The organism is Methanocalculus pumilus (assembly GCF_055382585.1).
The window spans coordinates 1,407,397-1,419,618 of the sequence record NZ_AP042393.1 but is presented as its reverse complement, the minus strand read 5'-3'; the positions used below and the strand labels follow the sequence as shown (position 1 = coordinate 1,419,618).

Genomic DNA, 12,222 nt, shown 5'->3' with positions numbered 1-12,222 from the left:
CATTTACGACTCAGATACTCTGTATATGCAGACCTCTCTTGAGGAAGATCTCCTTGAAACCATCCTTCTGATCCAGCAGGAGGGGGACGTCCCCACACTGGAGAGGATTTTTTCTCATCTCTCTCAACCGGAGGCATCAATCTCCACTGCACTTGAACAGTGCATGCATCAGGATCTCATCATCTCCCGGGGTTCCTCCGGCTACCAGCTTACACCGGCAGGAAGAAGAGCTGCGGAGATGATCGCACGAAAACATGCTGTTCTTGAATGTTTTCTGAAAGAGACACTTGGTCTTGAGGCAGAGGCTGCCTCCCGTGAAGCATGCCTCCTGGAACATGATATCTCCGAAGAGACGATCGAGGCCCTTGATTCATTCATGCAGTCAAAAGGGGGAAGATGCCCCGAACATCGGAGGCATCACTGTCCCACTCCTCCGGAATCGGGACCACTCATCTCCTTCCCGGAAGACGAGCCCCTTATCGTCACCTTTGTCCGTTGCCCGGGTCGCCACCGAAGGCTGATCGATCTGGGTGTCATCGAAGGCGAACCGATCACCATCCGGAGAAAGCTCCATAACGAAGCCGTCGTCATCTCGGTGAAAGGGTGCGATATCGCACTCTCCCCTGAGGTCGCATCCCAGATCCATGCCAGGAGAAGGATATGACTGGACGCCTCTCCTGCGCGCTCATCGGAAACCCGAGTGTGGGAAAATCATTCATCTTCAACAACCTAACCGGCCTTGGTGTTGAAGTCAGCAATTATCCCGGCACCACAGTCGATCTGATGCGTGGAAATGTCTGTTTCCAGCGCGAGATGATCGAGCTCGTCGATCTCCCCGGAATTTACTCCCTTGATGGGGAATCCGAAGAAGAGACGCTTGTCAGAGGTATTCTGAATCGGAAGGAGGTGGATATCCTCATTGCTGTTCTGGATGCCACCCATCTTGAACGGAACCTCTACCTCCTCCTCCAGGTTGCAGAATACAAAATCCCGATGGTTGTCGTCCTGAACATGGTCGATGAAGCCGAAAAGTTCGGGATAGAGATCGATTACGATCTCCTCTCAGAGAAGATCGGATCGCCGGTCATCCCGACAGTTGCATCTGAGGGGAAGAATATGGAGGCGATCATCGATCTCGCAACGGGAGAACCCTCCATCCCAACCATCTCCGTTCACTATGATCATCATGTCGAAGCAGCTGTACGTAGTCTCTCAAAGGTTTATGGTGTGGAGAGAAGTGCTGCTCTCCAGGCACTCGTACGGCCGGAGGGATCAGATGATCTCGCGGATTCGGCACTGGGGCTTGGAGCTGAGATCGAAAAGCGGCATAATATGACGCCGCACCAGATCATCGCAACCAACCGGCACAACTTCTCACATGCACTGGCAGGGGAGGTAACCGAGCAGCACTCCCGCCCTCCCTGTTTTGATCTCGACACGATTCTGACACGGTCATTTCCCGGTATCCCCATCCTGATTGCGATGATCATCGCCATACTCCTGCTTGTATTCACCACAGGCGCGTTCTTTGAAGACATTATTGTTACCTTCATTGACATCTACGCAATAGAACCATTCCTTGCCCTCGAACTTCCCGGAATTGCATCAGCTGTCGGCCTCTCCATAATCATCGCCCTTCAGGCTGGTATGGGGATTGCTTTTCCCTATGTTTTTATCTTCTACCTGGTCATCTCGATCATCGAGGATTCAGGGTACCTCACCCGTGCCGCATTCCTTGCTGACCGCTCGATGCACCGGTTCGGGATGCATGGGCAGGGGATCATCCCGCTGGTTCTTGGGTTTGGGTGCAGTGTCCCGGCATTGATGAGCGTCCGTCTCCTCGCAACACGAAGAGAGCGGATCATTGCCTCGGTTCTCGTTACGATGATCCCCTGTTCAGCAAGGACCGTTGTCATATCAGGGATTGTTGCTTCCTTTATCGGTCTTGCCGCTGCATTCTCTGTCTATGGAATCGTCTTCCTCCTCGTCTTTGCAACCGGGATCGTACTCTCGAAGGTGACGCCCGGCCAGCAGTTTGGGATGATCCTTGAGATGTCGGCACTCCGGGTTCCCCGGCCCGATATGGTTGTGAAGAAGGCCTGGACCCGTCTCTCGGAATTTCTCTTCATTGCCATGCCGCTCCTCCTCGTGTCCAGTGTATTCCTTGGGATCTTTGAGTATCTCGGATTCGTGTCGGCATTCCAGGATATTATAACCCCCTATTCCGAGGCTGTCCTCGGGCTTCCGGGATTTGCCGCAACCGCCCTTCTCTTTGGCATCCTCAGAAAAGAGATGGCATTTGAGACGCTTGCCGTTCTTGCGGGAACAGCAGATCTCGGCGCAGTCCTCTCAGGTGTGCAGCTGTATATTTTTGCGGTTGTCTGTGTCCTATTTATCCCCTGTATCTCAACAATTGCCGTTTTAATCAGGGAAATTGGAAAACGGTGGGCGATACTCATATCTTTGTATACTGTCGCCCTGGGTATCATTGTAGGCGCATTGTTAAAAATAGGGATGACATAACACGTAATATACTATGTACAGCTACCAGTTCGGTATCCCTGCACTCGATGATCAACTCGGCGGATTGACCTCGGGTGCGAATGTACTCATACTGGCACCCCCTCTCTCTGGTGCCGAGAGGATTGCGTATAATCTCTCGTTTCCTTCTGAAAGCGAATACTCGGTTCTTCTCTCGACAGATGAACGGGCATCCGAGATACTGAATTTCTTTAAGCTGAATGGAACGGAGAGGAGAGCCCTTGCGATCATCGATGCCATCACAAAAAGCGATCTGCCGAACGTGCCTGATACCGACAGGATGAAGTTCGTTGCAAGTCCGGTTGATCTGACCGGCATCAGCATCAAGATGAGCAAGATGTTTGCGGGCATCGTCGATGAGAGCCTGAAGAATCCAAAATCAGGTGTTTTTCCGCCGCCGATTCGGTTCTGTGTAAGCTCTCTCTCAACATTCCTGATGTACCGGAAACTGGAGGTGATGTATCAGTTTGTCCATATCATCTCTGCCAAGATCAAGAAGAACGAGTGGATCGGGCTTTATACCTTAAACAACGAGTCGTTTGATGCCCGTACAATCTCGGTGATTAAACAGCTGATGAACGGGGTGGTTGAAGTGAGAGAGGGGACAGATAGCTTTGAACTGAGGGTTGTTGGCCTTGGAGGACGGATGACTCCGTGGCTTCCATATTCATTTGATCCGAATGGGAAACTGGTGGTGGAAGGATGATATATACTGGAATAGATGCGCTGGATGGATTGCTTGAAGGAGGGATTCCTGATGGGAGCAGGGTTCTCTTTTCGATCGAGCCTGAGGCTGACGGACAGCATTTCCTGATTTCGATGCTCCATACTGCTGTTGTTTCCGGCAAAAAAACACTGGTTATTGCGCCCTTTACCAGTAAAGATGCCTACTTTAATGATATTGCAACACAGAGCCATTATCATCTGGACTGTTATGATGAACTGATCAGTTTCCTCGACCAGTCTGATGTTGAAGCAATTACGAGACAAAATCCTGACCAGAGTGCATGCAGGGCAGCATGGCGGGACAGAATCCGGAGCATTGTCAAAGAGGAAGATATCGACGTTATCGTCGTCTATCTAGATGTCCTCTCAGACTACTTTGAATTTGCCGGAGCAGTCTCGCTCTTTGATGATCTTGGATCTGATAAACCGGTCACAATTGCCTTTGAGTATTTCAATCTCTTTGGTGAGGAGATGCTCAATTCAATCCTCAGCGAAACCCCCTGTGATCTCGTTATAACTCTTCAGTCGGGAGCGGGAGTTGTCTCTTTCTTCAACTACTTCACCCTCCATACCGTATCCTGGCTTCCACTCCCGGCGCGTTCACTCCCCTATATCGTCACCGAAGGCCATATTGTTCCTTATATCCCGAAGATCGTCGTGACCGGCCCCTCAAACAGCGGCAAGACGACTTTTGTCAAGAATATCTCAGAGAGCGGCATGTCGGTCGATCGCCTCGGGGTGCTTGGCACACCGACAACCGTTGCTCTTGATATCGGCCACATGGCAAGCAAGGGTTTTGATATCAATATCTACGGCACTCCCGGCCAGGAACGGTTTGACCCGATTGTTCCCCAGCTGGCACGGAATGCGATGGGCGTCATCCTGATGGTGGATGTCACACGCCCCGATCAGATGGCAAGGGCATTGAAACTGAAGACGATAGTAGAAGGAAATGCTGTTGTTCCGGTGATCGTTGTTGCAAATAAAGCGGATCTCGAATATTCGGTCACTGAGGAGGAGATCCGCACCGCTCTTGAGATCGGACCGGGAACACCGGTATACTTCATATCGGCAACAGACCCCAGGCAATGCCGTGATATCATCGATTCAATGGTCGATCAGATCACGCGGTTTGAGTATTGAGGATACAGATGCTGACATTTATCGGGCTTGGGCTCTTTGACGAGCATGATATCTCCTTAAAAGGACTTGCCGTCATCCGTGAGGCAGATGCAGTCTTTCTCGAAACCTATACCTCCAGGCTGATGGGTGCAGATATCCCTGCTCTTGAAGCGCTCTACCAGCAACCCATCCGGCTCTTATCCCGTGAGGATGTTGAACAGCACCCTGAACCTATTCTGGATGCAGCAGAATCGGGATCCGCCGTCTTTCTGACGGCCGGAGATACCATGGTCTCAACCACCCATGCCGATCTCAGGATCCGTGCAGCTGAGCGGGGTATCCGGACCCAAATCATCCACGCGGCTTCGATTGCAAGTGCAGTCTGTGGCTTGTCGGGTCTTCAGAACTACCGGTTTGGAAAGTCATGTTCGCTCCCGTACCCGGAAGCACGGTGGATGCCCATCACGCCTGTTGAGGTTATTGTAGCAAACCGCTCCCAGAACCTCCATACGATCGTATACCTGGACATTCAGAAAGACCGGTATATGCGGATACCTGAAGCAATTACGATCATCGGGGAGATCTGTTCAAAACTCAATGTCACAATCCCTCTCTTTGTCGGCATTGCACGGGCAGGATCAGCTGATCCGGTTGTGATGGCCGGATCAGGGGATCAGTTGAAGAGAATGGATTTTGGCCCGCCGCTCCATATCCTGATCGTTCCCGCAGATCTTCATATGATGGAACGTGAGTACCTGGAATTGTTTGCCGATCTTCCACCAGAATCAGATCCAATCCAATGAATGCTCAGCTTGCCAAACTCTGCCGGTCTTTCACCGAAGCGCTTGAAGATACAAATCCACTGTTTAGCCCCGCCTCTCCCTATCTACGGGTTGCTGAAGAGATTCTGGAGATGGCGTTTGCCTACCTTGAGGATGGTGTTGTTTTTTACAAACGAAGTGATCCTGTCAATGCCCTTGCAGCCTGGTGCTATGGATATGGGTGGCTTGATGCCGGTGCAAAACTTGGTATTCTGATTGTTCCCTTAACATTCAGCGAGATTCCAGGACTCCATGGTTCGATCCCCCCAACCTGTACTGAACACCTTGAAGAGAAGACAGAACGATACCAGAGGATGCTCAAGGATGCACGCCTCTCAATTGAAGATGCACCTGATGAATCAAGCCCAATCTATCCTTTATGTGGCATAATCCGGGACTGTGTTGATGAGTGGCAGATGAAGGGCGAGGCATGCCATGCCCGGCGGGATTCTGCTTCAGCACTTGCTGCATACAGTTATGCATATGGATGGCTTGACTGTGGCGTCAGGGCAGGACTCCTTCGGATTACCGGAGATCGCCACCTCTTCACGGCATAACTGCCAGAAGACGTTTTAAGAATGGCAGATAATGGTTGATGACAGAATTGTGATGTACAGGTACTCTGATGAATCAAGAACATAAGAAATGGATCTGGATCTCAATTGGGATCAGCACCATCTTTCTCATAGGGCTCCTGTACTTCACTTTTGATGAGGCCACGATCATCGCCCTCAAAAATCTTAGCCCTTTTATTATCCTCCTTGCCCTCACCATCCATGTCATTGCCCTTATTGTCTGGGCTCTCCGGATCAAGGTGATGGCATATTCGCTTGGGTACCGTGTGGGACTCTTTCATTGCATCAATCTCGTCTTTGCCAATCTCTTTCTTGCCGCAATTACTCCGTCACAGGCAGGAGGCGAGCCGGTACGGGTACATGAACTCTATCGGGCGAATGTTAAACTCGGGGATGCAACTGCCATTGTGATCATGGAGAGGGTACTTGATGGTATCGTATTTGGGCTTGGCGGAGCAATCACCCTCTTTCTCCTTGGCACTGCCTGGAAAGAGGTGAGCCTCCCTCCATTCGTCAATACCATCATTTACCTTACATGGGCTGCTGTGACGATCGGTGTTGTTCTTTTTGCCCTCTCTGTCAGAAATCCGCTTATCCTGAAACGGCTGATGAGAACAGTCTCTGGTTTTCTGACAAAGAAGTGGGAGATTGCCAGAGTCGAACGTTTCATGGAGAAAGTCGATCGTGAGGTGGATAACTTCCATTTCAGTCTCGGAAAATTTATCGGAAAGGGAAAGTTTGGTCTTTTCCTGGGCCTGATCTTTACTGCCATCTTCTGGTTCCTTGAATTTATTATTGCATCGATCCTCTTGGTCGGACTCGGCCAGGAGCCATACATCCTTGAATCAATTGTTTCACAGCTCATTATTGCAATCATCATGATGATCCCGCTCACACCGGGTGGTGCCGGGGTTGCCGAGATCTCAATCAGCTCTATCTATGGCCTCTTCATCAGCACATCGGTCATCGGTGTCTTTGTCCTGCTCTGGCGGATGATCCTGTATTACTTTAATATCGGAATTGGCCTTGTATCCGGGCTAATTATCGTCAGGCGGGAAGTTGAATCCGAGAGGGGAAACCAACAACTTGATAAACTCCAGTGACATTGACACGGTCATGGAGCAGATCACCTGTAAGGTCACCGGGGTCTATCTGGCGATACATGATCTCGGTGCCGTCCCGGTTGTTCTTCTGAAAACTCAGGATGATCGGTTTATCCCAATATTTATTGGTCTCTTTGAGGCCGTATCCATTCATTCTGCTCTCAATGGTCCGCCGCCACCACGCCCACTGACGCATGATCTCTTCAGTGACACACTCACCGCTCTAGGGGCAGGGTTGCGGGAGGTCAGGATCGATTCCATCGATGACGGAGTCTATTATGCAACCCTCTCACTTGATACACAGATCGGCGATCTCTCAATCGACTGCCGTCCAAGCGATGGGATCGCCCTTGCTGTCCGAAAGAATGCCCCTGTCTTCATAGATGAGACACTTCTGTCAGAGTCCGCGGTGACCCGTAATCATCTCCCCGAACTCAGGGAATTTACTGATTATCAGGTGTAAAAAAGGTTAATCGTGGAGATTCATTCCTGCCCTGCGAATAGAAAGCTCCTCTTTTACAGCATCAAAACTGATATCTGCTGCTTTTAAGCTTACCATCAGGTGAAAGATGAGATCTGCTGCTTCAGAGGTGATACGTTTCTGATCTCCTCCTTTTACGGCAAGCAGATACTCAATAGCCTCTTCACCTACTTTTTCCAGGGATTTGTCGATCCCTTTCTCATGAAAGAGGAGTGTTCTGACATAGGATTTTTTACCGCTCGTATCAACTGCCCGCTCCTCTATGACTTCCCAGAGGGTATCGAAGATATCAGGCTCCATGGTCTTCCTCAACGATAATGTCCCCGCTCTCGGGGCCAAAGAACCGGCGTACGATCATGCGTGCCTTTTCGATGGTGCAGCCACCTTTTCCAATGGCGATCCCCACCTCATTCTTGTTCCTTACCGTCACCCGTATCCCGCCGGTCTCCCCTTCAGGGAAAGAGACCTGCAATACTTCGGCAGGTTTGAAGATGTTCCTGATGAACTGATCCCGCTCCTCTGCATACTCGACCATCTCAATCCGCTTGCCGAGCACCTTCTGCATTCTTTTAATATTGTCACCACTTTTTCCAATGGCAATACCCATGTCGCCCGGGGTTATGATATAGATCAGGCGGTCAAAGCGATCATCGATGATACAGTCAATTGCAGTTGATTTGGTGAGGATACGGAGCTCTTCAATATACCTGCGTTCTTTAAAACTAATCGTTCGCTCCATTGTATTATCCCGAGATGATGATTCATTCTCTTTAGGAGGAATATTGTCAATATTCCTCATTAAGCATTTGTATTCTCAGGTACTGATGTGGCAGTGCTGAAAAAATAGAAAGGGGGGTTGGTTGGATGCAGATTTTTAGCAGAGGTAGGTTACTGATACGGTGGCGGTGACAGTTACTTCCCCGGCTTCAATCGGGGTTGCTGCTTTCTCCATGCCCGCAGCGAGCATCATGCTGTCGTACATCCTGCTGGTTGGTGGATAGTACCCCCCGCCGATTGTGACCTCTTTCACATCACGGACAGAGAGGCCAAGGGATGCAGCGACCACATCAGCGTCGCCACGGGATTGTGCTACCGCTTCCTGAAGCGCCTCTGCCCGAAGGCTCGCCTGTTTCTCGTCACTCAGGGTGAAAGAGATATAATTGACGTTGTTTGCACCGTTTTCAATGGCGATGTCGATGATATCGCCTGCTTTTGTGGTGTCTTTGAGGGTGATCATGAGGGTGTTTGTAACCCGGTAGACCTGGGCACGCTTCTCCCCCGGGAAGATCCTGTCTTCTTCTTTTGTTACCTGGTATATCGAGTACCCGGTGGTTTTGATATCATCTGAGGTGAGCCCGGAATTTTTCAGGGCATTCATGACAGCATTCATCTTCACAGCATTCTCCCGCTGTGCATCCTTCACATCGGTATGTTCTGTCATGACCGCAACCGAGATCTCGACGCGGTCGGGTGTGGTGGTAATGGTGCCGGTTCCCTGGGTATTGATAACCCGTTCATTCGATGTGGTTGCCGCAGATACCGGCAGCACGATCAGGCTGAACACAAGAAGGAGTGCCAGCAGTGGTGTGAGTATGTGATTACGCATAGCGATCATACTATCAAAGGAGTGTATATATCTTATAGTTTCTCTTAACTGCGAAGAAATTTGCAGTCTAAATCAAAAAATAGACCGAATTTCAAGGAAATTGGTATGATGTATGTTGGGCTGCACCTTTCATCAGGGATACCCACTCAATAGTACTTTCAGAAACGGGCATGTTTGATCTCATCTCAATATTTCTTATTGGCTTGGCAATCGGACTTACCGGGGCACTTGCACCGGGCCCCACCCTGATTGCGACCATCAACGCCTCGGTCAGATCAGGATGGCGTGCAGGACCTCTTGTCAGCCTTGGCCATATGGGAGCTGAGATCGGGATCATCATCCTCATCATCGCCGGTCTCGGTACCCTGATCGGATCGGCGACATGGGTAATCGGGCTTGTTGGTGGTCTTGCTCTTGTAGTCTTTGGTGTCCTGACACTCTCCTCTTCCCGCGGGGCTCTTCTTCCGACAGGGGATGATTCTATTGATGCAAAGAAGCCGGTTGCTGCAGGACTTCTGACCAGCTTTGCAAACCCGTACTTCTGGATCTGGTGGTTTACCGTTGGTGCTGCTCTTTTCTGGAGCTATCTTGAAGGTGGCATCATCGCAGGAGGTGCCTTTATGGCCGGCCACTGGGCAGCAGATATCGGGTGGCTCACTCTCGTCTCTCTGAGCCTTCATAGGGGAAGGTTCTTCCTCTCAGAATCCGGATACCGGCTTGTTCTTGCTGCTTGCGGCATATTCCTGATCGTGTTTGGGATATGGTTTGTATCGGGTTCGATCTAAAAAAGGTGGCAGATTCCTGCCAGGCAGCTGTAAGTTAGGCTGGTTCCATCCATATTCCATCAGGTTTTGTCATGATGTTGCCAGTAGAGTTCCCATTCATCTATCTCGGTTCCATCGGGAAGAATGGCGACGCCATACTCTCCATCAGGACCGGATCGGATCTCATACGCATACCCAAGCTCTTTCACAAAGACGGCTGCTGGATTTGCCATGCCGACCACAGAGGGTTTGGATTCGGTGATCGATAGAATCCTTACCGGTTGCCCCCACTGCTGGATTGTTATGACATCCTCAGGTGTTGCCGTGAAGGTGACGGTAAGCCCGTCTGTTTTGAACTCCTCTGCCAGATTCAGGGGAAGGTAACGTGTACCTGCACCGGTAATAATCCCATAAAATCCACCTTCAAGATCGATATAGGTGATAACTCCGGTGCCGGAGATCGCAGGCTCGCCATGTTCAACCCGGATTTCGGTGATCCGGATCGGGGTTCCCCACATCTGCATGGTGATGATATCCTCTTCAGTCACGCCGGTGAATGTCACTTCTGTCCCCTCGACTTTCAGCTCTTCTGCCAGGTTCAGGGGGAGATACTGTTCGCCTGCATCGGTAACAATCCCATAAAATCCACCTTCAAGGTCGATGTAGGTGATTGTTCCTGTCGCAGAAACTTCCATTCCTGCCGGAGGCTCCTCAGTCACACATCCGGCTGCTATCAGCAAGCAGGCGGCGGCAGCCATGAGGGCTACTAAGATCAATTTCGCTTTCATTGGTATCAATCAGATACTGGGCAGTATAATAATAAATATATTCCTTTAACTGCGGGGATTTCTGCAGTTATCTATTCGAGAAAACCCCTGCTCAGACCGTATTTTCGTGCAGTTGCAAGTGCATCATCGAACTCCTGTTGTGTGATCGTCCGCCTGAGAGCATCGAACCCGGAACCTTTCTCCCGCACCTTCCAGGAAGGGCGGTACTGCGGCATGATATTCACGTAACTTGAGAGTGACAGCTCGTCTGCAATGAACCGCATCACCTCCTCTGTTCCGGCAAGGCCGTCCGGAAGCACCAGGTGCCGGATGATCATGCCCCTTTCTGCAATTCCATTCCGAATATTGAGATCTCCGACCTGCCGGTGCATCTCAGACAGTGCTTCTTTCATCCGATCAACATAGTCGGCAGCACCTGAAAGGGCATGAGCAACCCCGTTGCTCCCATACTTTGCATCCGGCATATAGATGTCAATCACTCCATCAAGAAGCCGCAGGGTTTCAAATGCATCGTAGCCGCCGGTATTGTAGACGATTGGGATATGAAGCCCCCTGCCTGCTGCGATATCTACTGCCCTCAGAATCCCCGGCACCTGATGGGTGGGTGAGACAAGGTTGATATTATGGCATCCCCTCTCCTGGAGCCTGAGCATGATCTCTGCCAGATCCTCTGCATGTACCTGAAAACCTCTCCCGCACTGGCTGATCCCGTAGTTCTGGCAGAAGATACATCCGAGATTGCAGTTGGTGAAAAAGATCGTTCCTGATCCCCTTCTCCCGACAAGCGGCGGCTCTTCGCCGAAATGAGGGGAATAGCTTGAGATGATCAGCTCATCTCCTGTCCGGCAGAACCCGGTCTCTCCGGCGGTTCTGTCAACGTGGCATTGGTGGGGACAGAGGGTGCAGTTGCTCAGTATCTCATATGCGGCATCTGCACGGTCCCGTACTATACCTTCTGCATGGAGGTATGGGTATCGCTCTTTTATCAGTTCATAGGTTTTTCTGGTTGTATGCATATCCTTAGCAGTGCCGTATTGCTGACGAGAAACCATAATACTATCATGCATCAGGCACGATCATCTGCTTGTTGCCGGAGGATTATAGATGGATACCAGTATACACACCCTCATCCGGAAGAGCAGGAGCACCCGGAGATTTCTGGAAGATCGTCTTCTACCGGAATCACTGATCATTGATTTAATAGATATCGCCCGGCTCTGCCCATCTGCCCGGAACCGCCAGCCCCTGAAGTACATCATCTCGGTTGACCCGGATGAGACACAAGAGATCAGGTATGCCCTCCTCTGGGCACTGGATCTCCCTGACTGGGATGGACCCTCTGTTGGGGAGCGGCCACCAGCCTATATCACGATCATTGCTCCTGAGAACTGCAACCCCGACCCGGCGATCGATCTTGGGATCGCCGCCCAGACGATCCTTTTAGCAGCTGCCGGGCAGGGGATCGCCGGCTGTATATTCGGCTCTATCAATCGGGAGAAGCTGCAACAGATCCTTCCGGTTCCAGAAGGTTATGAGATCCTCCTTGTGATCGCACTTGGCTATTCCGGGGAAGAGATCCGGCTGGAGCCGCTTGGAGATGATGGGGATACCCGGTACTGGCGGACACCTGATGGGGTCCACCATGTGCCGAAACGCTCTCTTGAAGACTGCCTTGTCAGGAGGTAATCGTCCCCC

General features: G+C 50.9%; 15 protein-coding genes. 10 read left to right on the top strand and 5 right to left on the bottom strand.

Features of this window, described 5'->3' with window-relative positions; translation table 11 throughout:
- Positions 1-25 precede the first annotated feature (25 nt).
- The 8 genes from ACZ44I_RS07505 to ACZ44I_RS07470 all read left to right on the top strand — a co-directional run bounded on the left by ACZ44I_RS07505 (position 26) and on the right by ACZ44I_RS07470 (position 7,351).
- Entirely contained in the window at positions 26-664 is a 639-nt protein-coding gene (locus ACZ44I_RS07505) for a metal-dependent transcriptional regulator (protein ID WP_464551150.1), read from the top strand.
- The gene (feoB, locus tag ACZ44I_RS07500; RefSeq protein WP_464551152.1) at positions 661-2,523 is read left to right on the top strand and encodes a ferrous iron transport protein B; all 1,863 of its coding nucleotides are present in this window, start codon (positions 661-663) and stop codon (positions 2,521-2,523) included. The genes ACZ44I_RS07505 and feoB overlap by 4 nt, the downstream gene beginning before the upstream one ends.
- Positions 2,524-2,536: 13 nt before the next feature.
- Positions 2,537-3,247 carry an RAD55 family ATPase gene (locus ACZ44I_RS07495; RefSeq protein WP_464551154.1) on the top strand — a complete coding sequence of 237 codons (711 nt, stop codon included), beginning with the start codon at positions 2,537-2,539 and terminating at the stop codon, positions 3,245-3,247.
- Complete coding sequence (locus ACZ44I_RS07490) at positions 3,244-4,410, top strand: GTP-binding protein (RefSeq protein WP_464551156.1); 1,167 nt, start codon at positions 3,244-3,246, stop codon at positions 4,408-4,410. The genes ACZ44I_RS07495 and ACZ44I_RS07490 overlap by 4 nt, the downstream gene beginning before the upstream one ends.
- Positions 4,411-4,418: 8 nt before the next feature.
- Entirely contained in the window at positions 4,419-5,192 is a 774-nt protein-coding gene (gene dph5 / locus ACZ44I_RS07485; protein ID WP_464551158.1) for a diphthine synthase, read from the top strand.
- The gene (locus ACZ44I_RS07480) at positions 5,189-5,767 is read left to right on the top strand and encodes a DUF357 domain-containing protein (protein ID WP_464551160.1); all 579 of its coding nucleotides are present in this window, start codon (positions 5,189-5,191) and stop codon (positions 5,765-5,767) included. Before dph5 ends, ACZ44I_RS07480 begins: the two co-directional genes overlap by 4 nt.
- A 68-nt stretch (positions 5,768-5,835) precedes the next feature.
- Positions 5,836-6,888, top strand: coding sequence for a lysylphosphatidylglycerol synthase transmembrane domain-containing protein (locus tag ACZ44I_RS07475; protein ID WP_464551162.1), 1,053 nt, complete (start codon positions 5,836-5,838; stop codon positions 6,886-6,888).
- 13 nt (positions 6,889-6,901) lie between these two features.
- Positions 6,902-7,351 (top strand): bifunctional nuclease family protein, encoded by a 450-nt coding sequence (locus ACZ44I_RS07470; RefSeq protein ID WP_464551164.1) that lies wholly within the window; start codon positions 6,902-6,904, stop codon positions 7,349-7,351.
- Between the two features lie 6 nt (positions 7,352-7,357).
- Here ACZ44I_RS07470 and hisE read toward each other — a convergent pair whose 3' ends face one another.
- From hisE to ACZ44I_RS07455, 3 genes are all read right to left on the bottom strand, one after another.
- Positions 7,358-7,669 carry a phosphoribosyl-ATP diphosphatase gene (gene hisE / locus ACZ44I_RS07465; protein WP_464551166.1) on the bottom strand — a complete coding sequence of 104 codons (312 nt, stop codon included), beginning with the start codon at positions 7,667-7,669 and terminating at the stop codon, positions 7,358-7,360.
- Entirely contained in the window at positions 7,659-8,108 is a 450-nt protein-coding gene (locus ACZ44I_RS07460; protein ID WP_300330504.1) for a NusA-like transcription termination signal-binding factor, read from the bottom strand. Before ACZ44I_RS07460 ends, hisE begins: the two co-directional genes overlap by 11 nt.
- 135 nt (positions 8,109-8,243) lie before the next feature.
- A complete protein-coding gene (locus tag ACZ44I_RS07455; protein ID WP_464551168.1) occupies positions 8,244-8,975 on the bottom strand; it encodes an SIMPL domain-containing protein in 732 nt (243 codons plus the stop codon).
- Positions 8,976-9,145: 170 nt separating this feature from the next.
- On the opposite strand from ACZ44I_RS07455, the gene ACZ44I_RS07450 reads away from it, so the two are divergent.
- Entirely contained in the window at positions 9,146-9,760 is a 615-nt protein-coding gene (locus tag ACZ44I_RS07450) for a LysE family transporter (protein WP_464551170.1), read from the top strand.
- A gap of 59 nt (positions 9,761-9,819) precedes the next feature.
- Here ACZ44I_RS07450 and ACZ44I_RS07445 read toward each other — a convergent pair whose 3' ends face one another.
- Together ACZ44I_RS07445 and ACZ44I_RS07440 are read right to left on the bottom strand one after the other, a co-directional pair.
- Positions 9,820-10,527 (bottom strand): putative hemolysin, encoded by a 708-nt coding sequence (locus tag ACZ44I_RS07445; RefSeq protein ID WP_464551172.1) that lies wholly within the window; start codon positions 10,525-10,527, stop codon positions 9,820-9,822.
- Positions 10,528-10,598: 71 nt separating this feature from the next.
- Positions 10,599-11,579 (bottom strand): radical SAM protein, encoded by a 981-nt coding sequence (locus ACZ44I_RS07440; RefSeq protein WP_464576453.1) that lies wholly within the window; start codon positions 11,577-11,579, stop codon positions 10,599-10,601.
- A 52-nt stretch (positions 11,580-11,631) separates the two neighbouring features.
- Here ACZ44I_RS07440 and ACZ44I_RS07435 point away from each other — a divergent pair, with 52 nt between their 5' ends.
- Positions 11,632-12,213, top strand: coding sequence for a nitroreductase family protein (locus tag ACZ44I_RS07435; RefSeq protein ID WP_464551176.1), 582 nt, complete (start codon positions 11,632-11,634; stop codon positions 12,211-12,213).
- The last annotated feature ends 9 nt before the right edge of the window (positions 12,214-12,222 follow it).